We start from the raw sequence: 19682 nt of genomic DNA, 5'->3' as shown, positions 1-19682 counted from the left end.
CCTGCGAGGCTTATGTCATCAGGACACAAAACAGGACCGCGTCATGACACATCCCGCCACTGACACGCCGCCCAATCCATTGCGAAAATTCGACATCACTGGTGATGAGATCGACCGGGTGGTGGGCGTATTTTACGCCCGCATCCGAACACATCCGACCCTGGGTCCCGTCTTTGCGGCCCATATCGGCGATTGGCCCAGCCACGAGGCCAAGATCGCCGGGTTCTGGCGCAATGCGATCCTGCGCGAAGGCAGCTATAACGGCAATCCGATGCGGGTTCATGTGTCCACCCCCGAGATTCAGGCTAGTCATTTTCCGATGTGGCTGGACCTGTTCTGTGAGGTGTTAAACGCCGAGCTGCCTGCCGAAATCGCGGTCCGTTGGGATGCGTTGGCGCGCCGGATCGGCGAAGGGTTTCGCATGGGGGTGGTGTCCATGCGCCAACCCAAAGACGCCCCTCCCACCCTGTTCTGATCAGGATGGGCTGCGATCGAACAGCCCCACCAACGCCCGTTTGATCACCGATTTGACTTTGGGCCGGTGCGGTTTGGAAAACGGCATCGGACGGCAAACTTCCATCGCTGCAATGCCAACGCGCGCGGTCAGGGCTCCGTTGACTACACCTTCGCCGAACCGGCGCGACAGCTTGGCCAGAACGGACCCGCCCAGCACCGATTCAAGCAGGTCATCGCCTATCGCCACTGCGCCGGTTGCCGCCAGATGCGCCAGAACTGCGCGCAGCAGACGCCAAGAGCCAAACAGGCCTGACCGCCCACCATAGATCTGAGCAATCGCGCGGGTCATCCGCAAGGCATTCAGCAATACAGCCACAACATCCGCCAAAGCCAAAGGCACCAACGCGGTGACCGTAGCCACCTGTCGGGCGGCGCGTTCGATCTCGTTCAGGGCCGCGTTGTCCAATGGTACCAAAAGCTCGGTTTCCGCCAGGTCCAGCAGGGCATCGGCATCCAGCACCTGATCCGCATGTTCACGCCACCGCGCCCGCCCCCAATCCTGGTCACTGCGCCCCTGATAGAACGCTGATAGACGGGTGCCAAAAGCCCGCGCAGCCGTGACATCTCCCGCAGCGGCGTCAGCCATGGCTCGCAGCGTCTCTACACGACGCAAACGGGCCAGCGCCGCCAATTCGCGCAGTGCAATGGCCACGGCCAGACCCAAAAGAACCCCGATCGCCCCTGCCACGGCCCACCCCAGAACCGGCCAGCGGTCCAACAGGCCGACGGCGAAATCCCAGGCCGCAACCCCGACGGCGGCCAGGATGATCGAAACCAGAAGTCCCGAGAACCAACGTGCCAGCCGCGATGGTCTGGTGCCGGCCATCTGCATCGCCACGGTTGTTGCGCCCGCACGATCAGGGCGCCCGGACAGGTTCAAGTCAGGCACGGGAGGAGCCGCTGCCACATCCACCTCCGGCGTGTCGTCGCTCTCGTCCAAATCGAACAGAACAGGCCCCTTGCTCACGGTTTTTTCTCCCTGGTTCTGGTGTCGGTCTCGGCCTTGGGTTTCGAACGGGCGTCCAACCGGATCTCCGGTGCCAAAACCATCGGCGCGGGCCAAACAAAGGCAAGATCCGGCAGGCCTTCGTCATTGGCGCTTCCGTCGCTTTGCCCCGTGACCACAAACCCTTCGCGCCGATAAAACCGCTGTGCCCCGATGTTGGCCTGAAACGCCCGCAGCGTCAGGCGTTTGCTCTGCGTCTTGGCATGATCCAGCAATAGTTTTCCCACACCCTTGCGCCGTCCATCGCGCAAGGTATAGAGGCCACAAATTTCTTCGCCGTCCCGTGCCAGAAACCCGATCACCTGCCCGTCGTCTTCGGCCACTGTGACCCACCCGCGGTCAATCATGGCACCACAAAAGGCAATGATTTCCGCCGATGTATACAGTTTTGGCATCCAGGCCGTGGATTCCTGGAACCGGTACAGGATATCTCCGGTCTCCCCCGCATCCGTGGGAAAGGCTGCGCGGATATGCAGGCTCATAACCGGTCTCCGATCAGGAACTCGGCGGCTCGGTCCAACCGAATATGCGGCGGCCCGTCACCCGGTTTCAGCGTCAATCTGGCGGGAGCAAACCGCATCGCCTGAAAGTCATTGTCAAGCCAGCCTTGGGCGCCTTCGCGCGCCGGTCCCAGCAGATGTGTGGGATCATCGGGCAACGCGCCGGGGTAAAAGGCCGCCTGTTTTCCACTGTCCAACAGCGTTCCCCGCACACAGCCCAGATCGTGACCGTTGTGGGGGCGCATTTCTTCGGTCGTGGCACGCAGAGCGGCAAGTGCCATAGCCGACGTGGCCGCCCCGGCAAATCGCGCCCGTTCCCGGGCCTCCTGGGTCAGGGCTTCGATAATGGCCGTCAGCTGTGGATGCTGACTGTGGTGCAGATGGTCTGCCTTGGTGGCTGCGAACAGGATCTTCTCGACCCGTTTGCCGCGCACGAGCCGGGTGAGAAAGGCATTTCGCCCCGGGCGAAACGCACCCAGTATATCGGCCATGGCGCGACGCATGTCTTCGACGGCCTGCGGGCCGGAGTGGATGGCACCCAACGCGTCGACCAAAACGATCTGGCGATCAATCCGGGCAAAATGATCGCGAAAAAAGGGCTTTACCACACGGGATTTATAAGCTTCGAAGCGGCGTTCCATCTCGCGGTGCAACGACTTTCGGACAGACCCCGTGGTGACCGGCAACGGCGCAAATGTCAGCGCCGGAGATCCCGCCAGATCGCCAGGCAACAGAAACCGACCAGGGGTGCAGTCATAAAAGCCTTCCTGTCGCGCCTGTGTCAGATACTGGGTGAACTGGCGGGCAAGCGTTTGTGCTGTTGGCTCCTCATGTTCGGCGCTCGGGTCGATCTGGCGGGCCAGCCCGATATAATCCTGCGCACAGTCGCGTTTGTCGATCCGAGTCAGGACATCTTTGGACCACGCGTCATAGCTGCGCTCTAGCAGCCCCAAATCCAGCAGCCATTCACCCGGGTAATCAATGATATCCAGATGGATGGTGCGCGGGCCTTGTAATCCCGACAACAGCCCAGAGGGCTGCACCCTCAGGCTGAGACGCAGTTCCGAAATGGCCCTTGTGCTGTCTGGCCATTGCGGCGTGTGCGACGTCAACGCCCCCAGATGTGTTTCATAATCGAACCGGGGCACTGTGACATCCGGCTGAGGTTGCAGAAAGGCAGCTTCGATCCGACCCTGACGCGCGGCTATCAGCTGCTGCATCCGCCCCCGCTTCAAAAGGTTGGCCACCAGCGAAGTAATGAACACGGTCTTGCCCGAGCGCGCCAATCCGGTCACACCCAATCGGATGGTCGGTTCGAAAAAGGTCTCGGATACGGTATCGCCCAGCGTTTCCACCCCGCGCATGACGTTGTCGGCAAGCGATGTGATGACCAATGTCGTGTCCCGTCCAAAATCCAATGCGCCCAAGATAGGGCGCACTAGCCCCAGTTACCAGTCCTAGCGCAGCGCAATGGGGGGCGGCGCGCCCTTGCGATCTGCCTTCGGGGTTGCCCGGCACGTCCGCGCAGGCTAAGGCCCAATCATGCCACGTTACGCGATGAAAGTAGAATATCAGGGGGCGCCTTTTGCCGGATGGCAGCGCCAAAAGGACCAGCCGTCGGTGCAGGGTGCCATAGAAGCTGCCCTGGCCCGTCTGGAACCGCGCGACCATACGATTGCTGCCGCAGGGCGCACCGATACTGGCGTACATGGGTTGGGCCAGGTGGCCCATTGCGACATGACCAAGGACTGGGACCCGTTCCGCCTGTCCGAGGCGCTGAACTATCATCTGAAACCCGCCCCGGTTGCCATCGTGGCCTGTGTCCGCGTTGACGATGATTGGCATGCCCGGTTTTCTGCCATTGAACGGCAATACCTGTTCCGCATTCTGATCCGTCGTGCGCCCGCCACCCATGACCGGGGGCAGGTCTGGCAATTGGGCCATGATCTGGATGTTGATGCCATGCAGGAGGGTGCCAACCACCTGATTGGCAAACATGATTTCACCACGTTCCGCTCATCAATCTGTCAGGCAGCCAGCCCGCTCAAGACATTGGACGAACTGTCGGTTGAACGCGTTCAGGGGTTTTCTGGACCCGAAGTCCGGTTTCATGTTCGCGCCCGGTCGTTCCTGCACAACCAAGTGCGCAGTTTCGTAGGAACGCTGGAACGGGTTGGTGCCGGAGCCTGGGCTCCGAATGATGTCAAAACAGCGCTCGAGGCCCGGGATCGCGCTGCCTGCGGACCGGTGTGTCCGGGACATGGGCTGTATCTGGCGCGGGTCGGCTATCCATCAGATCCCTTCGCCTGATCATTGGCCCCTAACGGCTTTGCAACACCATCTGAGACTGCGCCGCTCCAATCATCGGGTTGGCACCGATCCGGTCGTTCAAACGCGTCAGCTCCTCGGGCGAGGCCAGTATGGCATGCACGATGGCGTCAATTTCCCCGGAAATCGAAAACACATCTGTCACCCCCACCAGGGATGACAGCCAATCCAACGCCGGATCACACGGGCGTTCTGCAATCTGAACAAATATCACCACCCGAATTCCGGTCACGGCGTCCGGAGCTATGACAGGTCTGTATCCCAGCAAAAGACCGGCAGTTTCCATCCGTGAAATTCGGTCCTGCACTGCTGTGCGGGACAGCCCAATAGCCCGCCCGATGGCGGCGGCGCTGGTGCGGGCGTCGCGTTCCAGCACGGCGAGAATGCGTTTGTCTGTCCGATCCGGTTGCATACACCATTTCCCCCGTTTCGCAGGCCTCTTCCGTCGGTTCGCAATCTGGGGGCATCAAAGATTTCTGATAGGTTGCGCAGACAGATCAGCAGCAGGATAATCCAATGCGAAAAATTGTTCCAACCGAGTTTTCCGCCAATGTCGCCTGGGGGGCTTGTGATATTGAACGCATCAATGATGCCAGCATTCGGCTTCATTGGACCGACGCGCCATATATCTGGCACATTAATGACGGGCCCGAGGTTTTTGTTGTTCTGGACGGCCAGGTAGACATGCACACCCGCCAGAATGGGCAGGAGCAGATTGTGCAGCTGAACGTCGGCGATATATTTCACGCGCGGGACGGGGACGCACATATGGCGCACCCGCGCGGGGTCGCGCGGGTGTTGGTCATTGAACAGGCCGGCAGCGTCTGATGTGCTGGCTCAGCGCATCACAAAAGGGTCCGGGATCGGATCGTCGCTGGTGCGCAGCCACACCGCCTTGATCTTGGTGTAATCCAGCGCCGCCTGCAGCCCGCCTTCGCGTCCGTGACCGGACAGACCATGCCCGCCAAACGGCGCAATCGGGCTGACCGCGCGATAGGTGTTGACCCAGACAATCCCGGCCTGAATGCCCCGGATCATCCGATGCGCGCGGGTCAGATCGCGGGTAAACACCCCCGAGGCCAGGCCGAATTCGGTGGCATTGGCAATTTCCAACGCTTCGGTTTCGTCCTCGAAGCCCAGAACCGACAGTACCGGACCAAAGAATTCATTGGTGATACAGGCCGCATCCGGCGCGTCAGCACAATCCAGAATGGTAGGCGGAAAATAAAACCCCGACCCGTCAATCGCCGCCCCGCCCGTGACCAGACGGGCACCCTGCTCCACCGATTGCGCGATCAACGCGACTGCGTTGTCCCGCTGTCGCGCGGTACACAGCGGCCCGACCTCGGTTGCCATGTCATCGGGGGCCCCAATGACCACCTTTTGCGCCTTTTCGCTCAGACGCGCGAGGAATTCATCCTTGATCGAATTCTGGACAACCAGCCGCGAGCCGGCGACACAGCTTTGACCCGTGGCGGCAAAAATCCCCGACACCTGCGCATTCACAGCGCTGTCCAAATCGGCATCCTCGAACACGATAAACGGGGATTTTCCACCCAGCTCGAGCGAGGTGGAAGCCAGGTTCTCCGCAGAATTTCGCACGATGTGACGCGCTGTCGACGGCCCACCGGTGAATGCCACATGGGCGACCTTTGGGTGGCTCGACAGGGCAGCACCCACTTCGGGGCCCCCTGTGATAATGTTCAACACACCCGCCGGAAATCCGGCCTGATCAAAAATGCGGGCAAACTCCAGCATCGGTGCAGGGCCATCCTCGGACGCCTTGAGCACCACGGTACAACCCGCGGCCAGCGCAGGACCAATCTTGACCGCTGACAGGAACAGCTGTGAATTCCACGGAACGATCGCCGCCACCACCCCCAAAGGCTCCCGGCGCAACCAGACCTCCATGTCCGGTTTGTCGATCGGCAGATGCGCGCCTTCGATCTTGTCGGCGAGCCCTGCGTAATAGCGGTAATACTCCGCGACATAGGCGATCTGGGCGCGGGTTTCACGGATGATCTTGCCTGTGTCGCGGGTTTCCAGCTCAGCCAGCCGCAGCGCATTTTCGGCCACCAAATCGGCCAGTCGCAATAACAGTTTGCCCCGCCCAGACGCCGTCATTCCCGCCCATTCGGGCGAGACAAACGCATTCTGCGCGGCCTCGACAGCGGCATTCACCCCTTCCACACCCGCCTCGGGCATCATGGCCCAGGTCTGGCCGTCAGCCGGATCAATGCTGGGAAACTGAAAGATCCCCGCCGAGAACACACCGCCGATATACTGCTGAAACTGTTGCATCATCTGTCCTTAGTCAAAGGCTGGCATCACATCGTTGATAAAGCGTTCCAGCGAGGCTTTCTTGCGCTCAAAGCTCATCGAGCTGTCGATCCAGAACGAATATTCATCATAGCCCAACGCTTCGTACCCTTTGAGCCGGTCGATCACCGTGCCCGCTTCGCCAATCACCAAATCGCGCTTCATCGCCTCGGGCGAATAGAACGGATGGGCGGCGATGTCCTCGTCCGACAACGGATCAATCAAGCCTTGCGAGATCTCGCGCTTGTTCATGAACCAGGCGCCAAAATAGTTGTAAAACCGGTTCAACTCGACCGCGCCCAACTCGACATCCTCGGGGCTGTCGGCCACATAGGTATGTTGCAGCAACATGATCTTGGGCCGTTTCACATTCGGGTGTTTGGCGCAGGCATCGTTGAACTTCTCAATCAGCTCGGCGATTTCACCGTCCCCTTTCCACAGCGGCGTCACCTGGACGTTGCAGCCATTGGCCACGGCAAAATCATGGCTGTTGGGGTCACGCGCCGCGACCCAGATCGGAGGGCCGTCCTGCTGCAGCGGTTTGGGTGACGACGTGGTTTTGGGGAAACTATGGAATTCACCGTCCTGGGCGTAATCCCCCTTCCACAGCCCCTGCACCGCCGGGATCAGTTCACGCATGCGCTGGCCCGCTTCCCAGGCATCCATGCCCGGCACCATGCGTTCGTATTCAAAGCTGTAGGCCCCGCGCGCAATGCCCAGATCCAGCCGCCCGTCAGTGATGATATCGGTCAGCGCCGCCTCACCAGCCAGGCGGATTGGATGCCAAAACGGTGCAATTACCGTACCCGTTCCCAGGCGCACATTCTTGGTCTGACGCGCCACATCCACCAGGTTCAGAAACGGGTTTGGCGAGATGGTGAAATTCATCCCATGATGTTCACCGGTCCACACCGCGTGCATGCCACCCGCGTCGGCGATTTTGCACAGTTCGACGAATTCGTCATACAGGCGCTTCTGGTCATCTTCCGGAGATATGCGCTCCATATGCGCGAACAGGGAAAACTTCATTGGTCTTGCTCACTTGTCAGAGACGATCGGGCGGACCTCGCCGCGGATCTGGTTGCCATAATATACCCCGAAATTGCCCATGCGGCTTTCCCGGGCAAACCGTTCCAGCATGGTGCACATGGCCGGATCGGCAATGTCCATCAGCGTGGTTTCGGTCAGATCGGTAAAAACCCCGCGCGAGGGCAAACCCTCGGCGGCCTGGCACAGAAACGAGATATGTTGGTGTTCGCGCGCTTCGTCTTCGTAAACGGAATAGATAAACCCGGGCTGGGCCGTGATGCCGATCCCGTCGATCAGCTTTTTCAGCGTGGCCGTCGCCCCGGCCTTGCCCACGGGCATTTCGGGCAAGGTCAGACGCCCATGCCCATTGTCGGTCAACAGGATCTTGCCGTCCCGTTCGATCAGGGCCGAAATCAGCAGATCGGCCTTGTTGTTCACCGCTTTGGCCTCGGCCGCCGGGGTGACATAAGCCCCTTGGGCGTATCCCAACCCCGGCGCAGTCGATGTTTCGAACGCCTGAACCTGACCGATCAGGATCAGATGGTCCCCGGCTTCGACCGTTTTGAACATCGAACAGTCAAACCAGGCCGACACGCCATCAAACACTGGGGACCCCTGCGGACCAAACTGCCAGTCGACTGCGGCAAAACGATCGTCAACCGGGCGGGCAAAGGTGTTGGAGACTTCCTTTTGCCCCTCGGACAGGATGTTGACGGCAAACCCACCCGCCGTGGAAAAGGCCGCATAGTTACGCGACGTGTTTGCCAAACAGATCGACACCAATGGCGGGTCCAGCGAAACCGAAGAGAACGAATTTGCCGTAAACCCCAACGGATTGCCATCACCGTCGCGGGTCGTCACCACGGTAACACCGGTCATGAAGGCACCATAGGCATTGCGCAAAGCGCGGGGATCGAAACAGGCTTCTTTGTCGGTCATGCTGCGTCCTTTCCGGCCGCGGGCGTTTCCAGCCACTCCCGCAGGGCATCCGTCACGGCATCAGGGTCCGTCAGATTGACCATATGCCGATGTCCGGCCAAAACAACCGCCCGCCCGTTTTGCGCGGCCTCGGCCATGGCGTGGGCCATCGCGGGTGTCGAATTCGGATCCCCATCCGCGGTCAGCGCCAACAGCGGGCAGGCAATGGAAGAAAACCGGTCGGCATAGGTGCTGTCACCAGCGGCAAAGGCTGCATATGCAGTGGCATATCCGTCATTATCGACGGACGACAACCACCCTGCCACCTTGTCCAGGGCGGCTTGCTCGATCGGACTGTCGCCAAACCAGCGTTTGAGCGGAGTTTGCAAGTCAAACCGACCTTTGCGAATATCCTCGGCGCGCGCGATGACGGCCTGTCGCGCCTCGGGCGACCGGCAGAAAACCCCGTTCAGCAACGCCACCCGCGCGACCTTGTCGGGGTGACACGCTGCATAGCCACCCGCGATCATCGCGCCCATGGAATGACCAGCCAGATTGACAGGCCCAAGACCCAGGGCGGTCAAGACCGCATCCAGCCAGGCCACAAAGACGGGCAGATCCGCGTCTGCGGCCACAGGGTCACTGCCCCCATGCCCCGGCATGTCCAGCGCAATCACCCGATGGGTTGCCGACAGGGCGTCCATCTGTGGCCCCCAAGCCGCCGATTGCATCCCGACCCCGTGGATCAGCAGGACCGGCGCGCCCTGCCCGGCCACCCGATAGGCGACCCGACCAAAGGGTTCAGACAGCTGCAGGATTGTCGACGTCATGGCCCAGATCCTTGAGATCCTGATAGCGGTCTCCGATGCGGTGATGCGGGCGTCCGCCAATCGATGCGCCCAGCGCCACCACGATTTCATCCGGACCCGGCGCATCAGCGACTGACAGTTGAATGGTCAGGTAATGGCTGCGTCGCCCCCCGTCGTTTTTGTCCATCAGCGGGATGTGCAGTGGCGCGTTGGCCGAGCCACGGGTGTTGGTGAACGACAGATAAGATTTTGCACCCACCGCCTCGCGATAGAAATTGCCAAACCGCAGAGTGTGGATCAGGGCCGAGCCATGTTCAACCTCGCCATTCACTCCGACGATGGCGGACTTGCCGTAACCTTCGACCTTGTCGCCGCCCCCGGCGGCCTCAATGACCATACCGGTCAACAACTCGCCCAAACCGGGCGCACAATCGTGGATCGCCGGCTTCAGGTCGTCAACAAACCCCTGCCCAGCCCAAGGGTTCCGGATCACCGCCACCGCTGCAATCATCTTCAACGGCACCGGAGCGGCCTTGCCCCCTTCGATCAGGGTTTCTTCGACATGGAGCAGCGTCTTGCGGATTTCGGCGGGCATTTCGGCACCTTTTTGAGAAACGTGATTCTGTTGACGTATGATGGTATACCATCATACCATATGTCAATATCAACTTGTCCCACCCTGAGCCCGCTGCTATCCCGTTCCCATGTCAAACCCGCCCCTGACCAAGATCGAACACCCCCCCGCCACCCTGCGCGACATCGTGCAGGACCGGATGCGCGAGGCGATCATTGATGGCCATTTCAAGCCCGGTGATCGGCTGGTGGAACGCCCCCTGTGTGATCAATTGGGGGTCAGTCGCACGGTGATCCGCGAAACCATCCGGTACCTCGAAGCCGAAGGGCTGGTCGAAATCTTGCCCGGTCGCGGCCCGATCGTCGCCAGGATGAGTTGGGACGACGCCCGCCAGATCTATGACATCCGACGCATGTTGGAGACCGCCGCCGCGCGCACCTGTGCCAAACGGATGACGCCGGAACTGGGCAGGCGATTGGAACAGGCGCTGGACCAGCTCAAAGCCGGATTTGACGAACAAACCCCCGGCGCGTTGTTCCGGGCCACAGCCGGGTTTTATGCGGTAATCTTTGACGGTGCCGGTCACAATGTGGCTTGGGAAATCGTCCAACGTCTGAATGGGCGGATCAGCCGGTTGCGAATGATGACCCTATCCACACAGGACCGCAGCCAACCCGGTCCGGCGCACATGCGGGCGATCTGTGATGCGATCCTGTCGGGTGACGCGGATGCTGCGCAGGCCGCCGTCAACAACCACCTGGACGACGCCACCGCCGTGGCCGAACGCCTGCTGGCCAACGCCCCGAAAGAAAGCTGAACAATGCCCAAAGCCTATTGGATCGCCAATGTCTCGGTCACCGACCCAGACGCCTACGCAGGATACCAGGCCATCGCGCCCGAGGCCTTTGCCAAATTCGGAGCGCGGTTTCTGGCGCGTGGCGCGGCGGTGACGCTGGAAGGGCGGGACTGGCACCGCCGGGTGATCATCGAATTCGACAGCATTGATCAGGCCCGTGCATGTTATGACTCGGCCGAATACAGGGCCGCGCGGTCCCAACGCGCCGGGGCATGTGACGCCGACATCGCCATCATCGAAGCAATGGATTGATGATCTACTGGCGGTCCGGGGCTTTGCCCTGCTCCATCAATTGCGCCAGTTCTGCACCCGGGTATCCGTCGGCAGCATAAGAGAATGTCCCTGTCTCACGCACTTCCAGCGCGGCGCGGCGCAGCGCGCCCAATGCGGCCCGCGCCATGGAGCCGCCAACGCTGATCCGCTTGACACCGACCTTGGACAGCTCCTCCACGCTATAGGTTGGCCCTTGCAACCCCATAACGACATTCACCGGCTTGTCCACAGCGTTGCAAACAGTCCGGATCGCATCCAGATCCGGCAGACCGGGAGCATAAAGCACATCCGCGCCGACGTCACAAAACGCCTGAAGCCGTCGGATCGTATCGTCCAAGTCGGGACGCCCCCACAAAAAATTTTCGGCCCGCGCGGTTAGCAGGAACGGGCGTCCTTTCGCCGCCTCTACTGCCGCAGCAACCCGGTCTGTGGCCTCGGACAACCCATAAATCGGGGCCGTTTCATCGCCCGTGGCATCCTCGATTGATCCCCCAACCAGTCCGATATCACAGGCCAGTGCTATCGTGTCCCCACAGGCCTGTGGAGATGCGCCGAACCCATCCTCCAGATCCGCCGATACCGGCAGATCAGTGGCTGCAACAATAGCAGCAGCGTTTTCCAGAATTTCCTCCCGCCCCAACCCGGCAAAGGAATCTCGCTTGCCTGCAGAGAATGCATATCCCGCGCTGGTGGTGGCCAGAGCATCGAACCCCAGAGCATCCAATATCCGCGTCGACCCCGCGTCCCACGGGTTGGGCATGACAAACGCCTGTTCGCCAGAGTGCAGAGCCTTGAAACGGTCGAACTTTTCGAGTTGCGTGCGCATGTGGGTCTCCTGATCCAATCAGAAGATCTCTAACATGCCCGCGAACATTTCGGGAACAAAAAAGCCCGTGTCAGACTTTTTCCTGGGTGTATTTTCTCAATTCACCGCGGGCCACTTGACGGCGATGCACCGCATCCGGCCCATCGGCCAGCCGCAAGGTGCGCACATGTGTCCAGGCAATGCCCAGCGGCGTGTCCTGGGATATGCCCTGCCCGCCATGCATCTGCACCGCCTCATCAATCACTTTCAATGCAACCCGAGGGGCCACGACCTTGATCTGGCTGATCCAGGGTGCTGCCGCGCGCGCATCACCCTGATCCATATACCAGGCCGCTTTGAGGCACAGCAGCCGGGCCATTTCGATTTCCATCCGGCATTCGGCGATGATGTCGTAATTCGCGCCAAGATGGGCCAGCTTCTTGCCAAAGGCCTCGCGCTGCAGCGATCGGCGACACAGCCGCTCCAACGCTGACTCGGCCTGTCCGATGGCGCGCATGCAATGGTGGATGCGGCCGGGCCCCAAACGTCCCTGTGCAATCTCAAAACCCCGTCCTTCGCCCAACAGGATGTTCTCCGCTGGCACCCGCACATTCGTAAACCGCATGTGCATGTGACCGTGAGGCGCATCGTCATGGCCATAGACTTCCATTGGCCGCAGCGTCTCGATGCCGGGGCTGTCGGCTGCCACAACAATCATCGACTGGCGTTTGTGCACCGGCAAATCGTCGCCGCCGGTCTTGACCATGACGATATACACCTTGCAGCGCGGGTCCCCAGCGCCCGACGCCCACCATTTTTCGCCATTCAGCACATAGTGATCACCATCGCGCACACAGGACATCGAAATATTGGTTGCGTCGGAACTGGCCACATCCGGTTCCGTCATCAGATAGGCCGACCTGATCTGCCCGTCCAGCAATGGCTCCAGCCACTGTTTTTTCAGCCCGTCGCTGCTGTATCTCTCGAACACTTCCATATTGCCGGTGTCGGGCGCTGAACAGTTGAACACTTCAGCACCCAAGGGCGTCTTCCCCATCTCCTCGGCGAAATAGGCATATTCCACAGTGCTCAACCCAAAGCCGCGGTCACTGTCCGTCAACCAGAAGTTCCACAACCCTTCAGCCTTGGCCTTCGCCTTCAATCCTTCCAGGATCTCAGTCTGGCGGGCAGTGTACTGCCAGCGGTCGCCCTTGGCGATTTCCGCTTGATATTCTTCTTCCAGCGGCATGATTTCATCCCGCACCATGACGGCCACGCGATCCAACAAAGCGCGATTTTCCGCGCGCATCCCAAAATTCATATCCATGTGACCGCAATGCCTCCAACCAAAACTGCGAACCCGCGCTCGCCTGTGCTGTCTGCACGATGGCGCATCCCGGTCCGGGCTGTCTACCCGCGTGACGGAACGTTATTCCGCACAGTGGAAGCGCAAATGTCACCCCACGCGCCCACGGTTTTTCGTCTCTTGCAGAGAGACGGAAAACTCAAAACAGCGACGGGCCCCGCAGGGCCCGTCTCCGTATTCCTGAAATCGCTGCGGTTCAGGCGATAAAATCGTTATAGGCCGCTTCGTCCATGTAATCATCCATCGGCGACATATCCGAAACCTTCATCTTGAAAAACCACGCGTCCCCGGTTGGGTCTTCATTGACCTTGCCCGGGTTATCAATCAATGCCTCGTTCACTTCGACGATTTCACCATCCAAAGGTGCCAGAATATCAGAGGCCGCCTTGACGCTTTCGATCACCACGATTTCTTCGTCTTTGGTTACTTCGGTTCCCGCCTCTGGCAATTCGATGAATACCACATCGCCCAGCTGCTCTGCCGCATGGGCCGAAATGCCCACTACCATCAGATCGCCTTCGGGCAGCAGCCATTCGTGTTCTTCGGTGTATTTCATGATTAGGAGATCCTTCCTGTTTCCTGCGCCGTCCCGCAAAGAACCGGGAGGCGTGGGGGCTTTTGTCTCGTGCAGGCCAGACCTGCAAATGATAAAGTTCCGGGGCATATGGTAAATTTCAGGAGCCGCCACACCCCCGTATGCACAGGCATACGGTAGTGTCACGTTCTCAACCTCACAAGAGCAAATGCAATCGTCGCACAGCGCTTTGCACAGACCCGAAGCGCCGGTCAAAGAAGGTTGAAATACTCTGCCTGCTCCCACTCGCTGACCGTGGCCAGATAGCGGTCCCATTCGAACCGTTTCAATTGCACCAGATAATCGACACAGTGATCACCCAGGGTCGTGCGGAACAGCTCGGACTGGTCGAATGCGGCAATCGCGGCACCCAAACTGGAAGGCAGCCGGTCGGCCCCATCGTCATATGGTGTCACCGTCGGTGCGGGGGCGACCCATCCCTTGGTCACCCCATCCAGCCCGGCAATCAATTGCGCTGCAATCGCCAGATGGGGATTGACGGCACTGTCGGGTGCACGGTTTTCGATCCGGCTGGCCGGGTTCCCGGCATCCATCAATGCCCGCAGCATGGTGCCCCGGTTGTCCCGCCCCCATTGCACTCGATTGGGGGCCAGCTGAAAGGGTTGATAGCGCTTGTAGCTGTTCACCGTGGGAGCGATCAGCACCGAAGCCTGCTGGGCATGGGCCAGCAACCCGGAGATCCAGGCGCTTGCATGAACGCTCAGCTCATCTCCGGATTCGGGCATGAACAGATTGCGCCCCGACGCAAGATCCCGCAACGATTGATGCACGTGCCAGCCGTTGGCGGCGGAATTTTCCAGCTTGGGTTTGGGCATAAAGCTGGCATGCAGCCCCTGTGAGGCACAAACCTGTTTGACCAGGCTGCGGAACATCACCATGGCATCCGCCTGGGTTATCGGGTCCGAGGGCTCAAAGGTGAACTCAAACTGGCTGGGCCCCATCTCGATCTCGACAGATCGCACCGCCAGCCCAATCCCTTGGGCCGCGCGTCGCAGATCGTCCAGGATGGCCTCGGCCTCGCCATAGCGGGCGTCGGTCAGAAACTGATAGCCTTGGGTCAGATTGCGCGTCTGCACTGGCGCGCCAGGCATGGTCGAAGACGCATGATCACAGGCATCATCCACCCGCTGGAAGATGTGAAATTCAACCTCCAACCCGATTGTGGCCCCCAGCCCCTGATCCGCCAATCGCTCTACAGCGCGGGACAGGATCGTACGGCTGGCAAAGGGCACAGGGCGACCATCCGGATACACCACATCACACAGCACCCAGGCCGAATGCAAAGTCCAGGGAAGCGTCCGAAATGTTGCCGGATCCGGTACCAACAACACATCACTGGCCCCCTGCATCATGCCTCCGCCCACACCGGCATCCTCGGACCAGACCGGAAAGGCGGTGCGGTGCGACGTATCCTTGAGCAGCAGTGTCGAAGGCACCATCATGCCATTGGCGAATGTGCTGGCCATGGCACCTGCCACCAGCGTCTTGCCCCGCAGGATCCCGTGTTGATCGGCAAAAAGCACCCGAACGGTTTCAATGCCGTCCTGTTCGAGACGCGAAAGCACCTCGTCAATGGCCGCGAGTCTGTGTTGCGAACACAGCCCCATGCGGGCCAACGCACCCGATGCCTGATCGTCCTTCATCCCGCAGTCCCCCTACTTGTGCTGTTGTTATAGCGCGGTTCGATCAGATTTGCGCGTCCCACGGACAGGCGTTCCGGCGCGCGGCATCGCTCTCGCACGTCGCCTGCTCCAGGTCGCCATTATCGGCCAAAGCATCGTTGGAAACCGGGCCGACAATGGCCGTCACATCGCCACGCATCGGTAGATCTGCATCGCGCCCCTCCTGGACCGCGGCAATGGCTGCGCGCAGCCGGCGGCGATTGCGGATGATGCCCACATCGGTCTTGCCCAGATGTTCTGCGGTTCGATCCTGAATGGCACCCATGCTTTCCACCGCCCATTGATCGTGCACGTTGATGTCCAACCCCATGCCGGTATAGGTTTCTGTCGCCTGTTCGCTAGCGTCATATCCATAATTGTTGCGGGCATTCTTGCGGGGCGCATAGCTGGGCAGCTCATGCTCCTTGAGCCGTTGTTGCCGCATCAGATCCTTGTCCACGGGTTTGTCAAAGCTGGTGAACATCGAATACCAGTAACAATTTTCGTCGTCGATCGGCACATGCCATTGCGTAATTGTCATTTCGCGCGACATCGGAATACAGATCGCTTCAGGGAAAATCTGGTTTGTGACCCGCACATGGGTGCGCCCATCGTCCAGGTGGCGCAGCGCGGTCAGCTTCAGACCATAGTCTGTGTCCTCAACCTCGATATCCGGGCGCGGGTATTCGCGCAGCAACCGAGTCATCGGGATATCGGTATTGGCGGCTTTGTCGCGGAATTGTTTGCCATAGCTGTCGGCCGGATCTTCGTCCTGCAGGAACCGATGCAAAAAGGACGCGTGTGCCGGATCAATGCCAACTTCCAGCGCCTGCAGCCAATTGCACTCCCATAGCCCCTTGAACGCGAACACATGGGTTGTCGGCGCGCGAAAACAATCGAAATTCGGGAAATCAGGCGGCGTGCCCGGCCCCATATAGGCCCAGATGATGCCGTTCTTTTCGACCACCGGATAAGCGGGGGTGGTGATCTGTTCATGCATGCGCGAACCTTCGGGCTCGCCGGGTTGTTCCACGCATTGGCCCGTGCGGTTAAAATGCCAGCCGTGAAACGGGCAGCGCAAACCATTGTCTTCGAGCCGACCGTAACACAGGTCCACACCACGATGCGGACACCGCCGCCCGATCAGCCCCAGTTCCCCGGCGCTGTCCCGGAACAGCACAAGGTCTTCGCCCAACAGCCGCACAGGTACAACCGGGCGACCCTGGTCCAGTTCATCCACCAATGCGGCAGGTTGCCAATAGCGGCGCAGGACTTCGCCCGCGTCCGTCCCCGCTCCGACATGTGTCAGGCTGTCGTTGAGTTCCTGGCTGATCATGGCTGCCCCCCGGATTGACAAATGTTCGCATTACGCACAATATGATCTATATACGACCACATTGACCACCGCGCCCTTGCCCTGTCAAGCGAGTCGGCACTGGTGGTGGAGACACTTATGCCGACCACACCCCAAGACCGGAATATTTCTGCCAGCTTTGCCAAAGGGTTGGCTGTACTGGCCTGCTTTGATGGGGGGGCTCCGTCATTGACCCTGGCTGATCTGGCCCGTTTGACTGGACAGGATCGGGCCACGACGCGGCGTGGAGCTTTGACGTTGGTCGCCCAGGGATATCTGCGTCAGGACGGGCGGGCGTTTTCATTGGCCCCCCGGGTGTTGGCCTTGGCGGGAGGATTCCTGCAGGCCAACCAATTCGGCCGCTTGGTCCAGCCGGTTCTGAACCACCATGCGCGGCACTTGGGGGCCGAGATCACTCTGGCAACATTGGATCAGGATCGGGTGTTGTTATTGGCGCAATCGACAGTCAGCGACGGGCCTGTGTCCTATGGGTTTACTGTTGGATCGCATTTGCCGGTGCTGCATACCAGCCTGGGACGAATGTTGCTGGCCAGCGCGCCCGACTGGCTGGTTGACGCAACGCTGATAGCTGGGGCGCAGGTCACCCACACCCCGCAATCACTGCGCGATCCGAATGCCATTCGCGCCCAAATTCACACAGCGGCACAAACCGCCCAATGTATCACCTGCGGAGAATTCGAACCCGGCATTACCGGATTCGCCGTTCCAGTGGCAAGTCGAGGCCCAACACCTTTGGTCGTGGGCAGCTCAAGCCCCGATAGCACGATGAATCGCGCCAGCCACCAAGCGATCTGTGATCTGTTGCACACCTGTGCGGCGGATCTGAAACATGCGGGTGTGCCGCACAGACCCTGAGACCAAACGTCAGGGCTGCAGTTGCCAGGTTCCATCGGCGCCCTGGCACTGACGTGTGCGCAGCGGCAGCCCCTGTTCGCGCCCATTGGGATAGGTGCTGTGCAGCAAGGTCGCGCAAGAGCCCGAACGCTTCTCCAGCTTGACCACCCCATGCGAGCCGGTTTTTGGATTGTTCCATGTCGCCGTCGCGCCAATGGCCGTGCCCGCAGCGGCGTACAAAGATCGGGACGCAACCCCCATGGCATCAAGATCCTCGGGTGACAGGCCGCTTGTGGCCAACATCCGAGACAGGGATTTGGCTGTTCCAACTTCGGGCAGACCAAACACCGCCAAAGACATGATCATCGCTACGGCCAAGCGTTTCATTTCCAAACTCCAATCACGAAACAATAATTCCAGCCCAAGGTGCCATGGTGTTGGCGGCAATGTCCATGCCCAAAACCGTCCCTCCCCGTGGTCTGCGCTTGGCGAAAACTCGGCCAATACTCGGCCACCTGACTGATCTTCAAAAAATTGCGAAGAATGCTATCGCGCCAAACCGCCTTGGATCCCACCTGTGTTTCCCAGCATGATCACGCAACTCGAAATACCCGGAGAACCTGCGTGAGCCAGTACCATACCCCAACCGGCGGTTTGCCCGGTCAGACCCAGCTTTTGACCGATCGTGCCATTTTTACTGACGCCTATGCGGTGATCCCTCGGGGCACAATGCGGGACATTGTGACGTCTTTTCTGCCAGGGTGGACGGGAATGCGCATGTGGGTGATCGCCCGCCCGATGACCGGGTTTGCCGAAACCTTCTCTCAGTACATCGTCGAATTGCAACCGGGTGGCGGGTCCGAGCATCCTGAAACAGACCCAGCCGCGCAGGGTGCGGTGTTCGTGACTGCGGGCCAGATTGTCCTGACCGTTGATGGGGTTCAGACGACGTTGGACCCCGGCGGCTTTGCCTATCTCCCGGCAGGCAGCACCTGGCAGATCCGCAATTCCGGCCCCGAGGTCGCCGGTTTCCATTGGATCCGCAAGATCTGGCAGGATGCGCCCGGGATCGACAAACCCGAAGCCTTCTTTGCCAATGAACGCGACATTGCCCCGAACGCAATGCCCGATACCAATGGCGTCTGGGCCACAACCCGGTTCATGGGCCCTGACGACCTGCGCCATGACATGCATGTGACGGTGGTCACGTTCGAACCGGGCGGTGTGATCCCGTTTCTGGAAACTCATGTGATGGAACACGGTCTGTTCGTGCTGGAAGGCAAGGCGGTCTACCGGTTGAATGGTGATTGGGTCGAGGTCGAGGCCGGCGATTTCATGTGGCTGCGCGCCTTTTGCCCACAGGCCTGTTATGCGGGTGGGCCCGGTCGTTTCCGCTATTTGCTGTACAAGGACGTCAACCGCCACATGCCGCTGGGTCTGGCACGTTGACCCACACCCTGTGGTTGAAAACGATGTGACCTGAAAAATTGCGTTTCCATTGCATCCGGTTATACTGCTGTCATTGCTGAAAAAAAAACGAGGTGACACATGCGTATAATCGGTATGGCTCTGGCTATGTCACTGGCCTACAGCAGCGTGTCTGCTGGGGAATTGTTTCAAAACCTGAAGGACGACGGCATCAGCGTCAATGTCTGGGGTCGCACCTGGACCATCGCGGCGGTCGACGACATGCCCGACTATTACAGCGCCACCCGCGCGCCCTATGGCGTTGATGGGCTGAACCCTTATAGCCCGCCTGCACGTACACGCACACATCAGGCGATTCGCGCCTACAAGGGGGCCACCGGGTGCAAGGTGGATTTCCCCTCCATGTATCAGCTGATCAGCGGTGTCTTTATGGCAAAGCTCGTCTGCCTCAAGTGACCTGATCCACACCTGACGGCCTGTACAACGGGCC

At 60.1% G+C, this 19682-nt stretch carries 23 protein-coding genes; 8 read left to right on the top strand and 15 right to left on the bottom strand.

All coding sequences use genetic code 11. The annotated features are described in order from the left end of the window. Positions 1 to 43 precede the first annotated feature (43 nt). The gene (locus QEZ52_RS05770; protein WP_406648561.1) at positions 44 to 475 is read left to right on the top strand and encodes a group III truncated hemoglobin; all 432 of its coding nucleotides are present in this window, start codon (positions 44 to 46) and stop codon (positions 473 to 475) included. Here QEZ52_RS05770 and QEZ52_RS05765 read toward each other — a convergent pair whose 3' ends face one another. From QEZ52_RS05765 to QEZ52_RS05755, 3 genes are read right to left on the bottom strand one after another with little or no spacing between them, the layout of a single operon-like run. After that, on the bottom strand, positions 476 to 1483 hold the full coding sequence (locus tag QEZ52_RS05765; RefSeq protein ID WP_406648560.1) for a YcjF family protein: 1008 nt from the start codon (positions 1481 to 1483) through the stop codon (positions 476 to 478). It lies immediately after the preceding gene. Continuing rightward, on the bottom strand, positions 1480 to 2004 hold the full coding sequence (locus tag QEZ52_RS05760) for an N-acetyltransferase family protein (protein WP_406648559.1): 525 nt from the start codon (positions 2002 to 2004) through the stop codon (positions 1480 to 1482). Before QEZ52_RS05760 ends, QEZ52_RS05765 begins: the two co-directional genes overlap by 4 nt. Continuing rightward, positions 2001 to 3416 (bottom strand): YcjX family protein, encoded by a 1416-nt coding sequence (locus QEZ52_RS05755; protein ID WP_406650341.1) that lies wholly within the window; start codon positions 3414 to 3416, stop codon positions 2001 to 2003. The genes QEZ52_RS05760 and QEZ52_RS05755 overlap by 4 nt, the downstream gene beginning before the upstream one ends. A gap of 148 nt (positions 3417 to 3564) precedes the next feature. Here QEZ52_RS05755 and truA point away from each other — a divergent pair, with 148 nt between their 5' ends. Then, the gene (gene truA, locus QEZ52_RS05750) at positions 3565 to 4332 is read left to right on the top strand and encodes a tRNA pseudouridine(38-40) synthase TruA (protein WP_406648558.1); all 768 of its coding nucleotides are present in this window, start codon (positions 3565 to 3567) and stop codon (positions 4330 to 4332) included. 10 nt (positions 4333 to 4342) lie between these two features. Here the strand turns inward: truA and QEZ52_RS05745 are convergent, their stop codons facing one another. Continuing rightward, positions 4343 to 4762, bottom strand: coding sequence for an Lrp/AsnC family transcriptional regulator (locus QEZ52_RS05745; protein WP_406648557.1), 420 nt, complete (start codon positions 4760 to 4762; stop codon positions 4343 to 4345). A gap of 104 nt (positions 4763 to 4866) precedes the next feature. Between QEZ52_RS05745 and QEZ52_RS05740 the strand changes: the two genes are divergently transcribed. Then, the gene (locus QEZ52_RS05740) at positions 4867 to 5178 is read left to right on the top strand and encodes a cupin (protein WP_406648556.1); all 312 of its coding nucleotides are present in this window, start codon (positions 4867 to 4869) and stop codon (positions 5176 to 5178) included. Between the two features lie 9 nt (positions 5179 to 5187). On the opposite strand, the gene QEZ52_RS05735 is transcribed toward QEZ52_RS05740, so the two are convergent. The 5 genes from QEZ52_RS05735 to QEZ52_RS05715 are packed head-to-tail and all read right to left on the bottom strand — an operon-like array spanning position 5188 to position 10020. Continuing rightward, positions 5188 to 6651 (bottom strand): aldehyde dehydrogenase, encoded by a 1464-nt coding sequence (locus tag QEZ52_RS05735; RefSeq protein ID WP_406650338.1) that lies wholly within the window; start codon positions 6649 to 6651, stop codon positions 5188 to 5190. A gap of 9 nt (positions 6652 to 6660) precedes the next feature. Further along, positions 6661 to 7698, bottom strand: coding sequence for an LLM class flavin-dependent oxidoreductase (locus QEZ52_RS05730; protein ID WP_406648555.1), 1038 nt, complete (start codon positions 7696 to 7698; stop codon positions 6661 to 6663). A 9-nt stretch (positions 7699 to 7707) separates the two neighbouring features. After that, a complete protein-coding gene (locus QEZ52_RS05725) occupies positions 7708 to 8637 on the bottom strand; it encodes a flavin reductase family protein (RefSeq protein WP_406648554.1) in 930 nt (309 codons plus the stop codon). Continuing rightward, the gene (locus tag QEZ52_RS05720; RefSeq protein ID WP_406648553.1) at positions 8634 to 9446 is read right to left on the bottom strand and encodes an alpha/beta fold hydrolase; all 813 of its coding nucleotides are present in this window, start codon (positions 9444 to 9446) and stop codon (positions 8634 to 8636) included. The genes QEZ52_RS05725 and QEZ52_RS05720 overlap by 4 nt, the downstream gene beginning before the upstream one ends. Then, positions 9418 to 10020 (bottom strand): amino acid synthesis family protein, encoded by a 603-nt coding sequence (locus QEZ52_RS05715; protein ID WP_406648552.1) that lies wholly within the window; start codon positions 10018 to 10020, stop codon positions 9418 to 9420. The genes QEZ52_RS05720 and QEZ52_RS05715 overlap by 29 nt, the downstream gene beginning before the upstream one ends. 109 nt (positions 10021 to 10129) lie before the next feature. On the opposite strand from QEZ52_RS05715, the gene QEZ52_RS05710 reads away from it, so the two are divergent. Then, complete coding sequence (locus tag QEZ52_RS05710) at positions 10130 to 10816, top strand: GntR family transcriptional regulator (RefSeq protein ID WP_406648551.1); 687 nt, start codon at positions 10130 to 10132, stop codon at positions 10814 to 10816. A 3-nt stretch (positions 10817 to 10819) separates the two neighbouring features. Then, positions 10820 to 11107, top strand: a complete 288-nt coding sequence (locus tag QEZ52_RS05705) for a DUF1330 domain-containing protein (protein ID WP_406648550.1) — start codon at positions 10820 to 10822, stop codon at positions 11105 to 11107. 4 nt (positions 11108 to 11111) lie between these two features. Here the strand turns inward: QEZ52_RS05705 and QEZ52_RS05700 are convergent, their stop codons facing one another. The 5 genes from QEZ52_RS05700 to QEZ52_RS05680 form a co-directional block, all read right to left on the bottom strand. After that, positions 11112 to 11954, bottom strand: a complete 843-nt coding sequence (locus QEZ52_RS05700) for an oxaloacetate decarboxylase (protein ID WP_406648549.1) — start codon at positions 11952 to 11954, stop codon at positions 11112 to 11114. A 70-nt stretch (positions 11955 to 12024) separates the two neighbouring features. Then, the gene (locus tag QEZ52_RS05695; protein WP_406648547.1) at positions 12025 to 13260 is read right to left on the bottom strand and encodes an acyl-CoA dehydrogenase family protein; all 1236 of its coding nucleotides are present in this window, start codon (positions 13258 to 13260) and stop codon (positions 12025 to 12027) included. Between the two features lie 235 nt (positions 13261 to 13495). Further along, positions 13496 to 13855: a glycine cleavage system protein GcvH gene (gcvH, locus tag QEZ52_RS05690; RefSeq protein ID WP_406648546.1), complete on the bottom strand. Its 360-nt coding sequence runs from the start codon at positions 13853 to 13855 to the stop codon at positions 13496 to 13498. 230 nt (positions 13856 to 14085) lie between these two features. Beyond that, positions 14086 to 15537: a glutamine synthetase family protein gene (locus QEZ52_RS05685; protein WP_406648545.1), complete on the bottom strand. Its 1452-nt coding sequence runs from the start codon at positions 15535 to 15537 to the stop codon at positions 14086 to 14088. A gap of 43 nt (positions 15538 to 15580) precedes the next feature. Beyond that, entirely contained in the window at positions 15581 to 16891 is a 1311-nt protein-coding gene (locus tag QEZ52_RS05680; protein ID WP_406648544.1) for a Rieske 2Fe-2S domain-containing protein, read from the bottom strand. A gap of 117 nt (positions 16892 to 17008) precedes the next feature. On the opposite strand from QEZ52_RS05680, the gene QEZ52_RS05675 reads away from it, so the two are divergent. Then, positions 17009 to 17785: a helix-turn-helix domain-containing protein gene (locus QEZ52_RS05675; RefSeq protein ID WP_406648542.1), complete on the top strand. Its 777-nt coding sequence runs from the start codon at positions 17009 to 17011 to the stop codon at positions 17783 to 17785. 9 nt (positions 17786 to 17794) lie between these two features. On the opposite strand, the gene QEZ52_RS05670 is transcribed toward QEZ52_RS05675, so the two are convergent. After that, a complete protein-coding gene (locus QEZ52_RS05670) occupies positions 17795 to 18151 on the bottom strand; it encodes a hypothetical protein (RefSeq protein WP_406648540.1) in 357 nt (118 codons plus the stop codon). A gap of 237 nt (positions 18152 to 18388) precedes the next feature. Here QEZ52_RS05670 and QEZ52_RS05665 point away from each other — a divergent pair, with 237 nt between their 5' ends. Together QEZ52_RS05665 and QEZ52_RS05660 are read left to right on the top strand one after the other, a co-directional pair. Further along, positions 18389 to 19213, top strand: coding sequence for a bifunctional allantoicase/(S)-ureidoglycine aminohydrolase (locus tag QEZ52_RS05665; RefSeq protein ID WP_406648539.1), 825 nt, complete (start codon positions 18389 to 18391; stop codon positions 19211 to 19213). Between the two features lie 99 nt (positions 19214 to 19312). Beyond that, a complete protein-coding gene (locus QEZ52_RS05660; protein WP_406648538.1) occupies positions 19313 to 19648 on the top strand; it encodes a hypothetical protein in 336 nt (111 codons plus the stop codon). Positions 19649 to 19682: the final 34 nt, after the last annotated feature.

Source organism: Aliisedimentitalea scapharcae (genome assembly GCF_045277565.1).
GTDB classification, from domain to species: Bacteria; Pseudomonadota; Alphaproteobacteria; order Rhodobacterales; family Rhodobacteraceae; genus Aliisedimentitalea; species Aliisedimentitalea scapharcae.
Note: the sequence above shows the minus strand (reverse complement) of the source record. Positions and strands in the feature narration are given on the sequence as shown.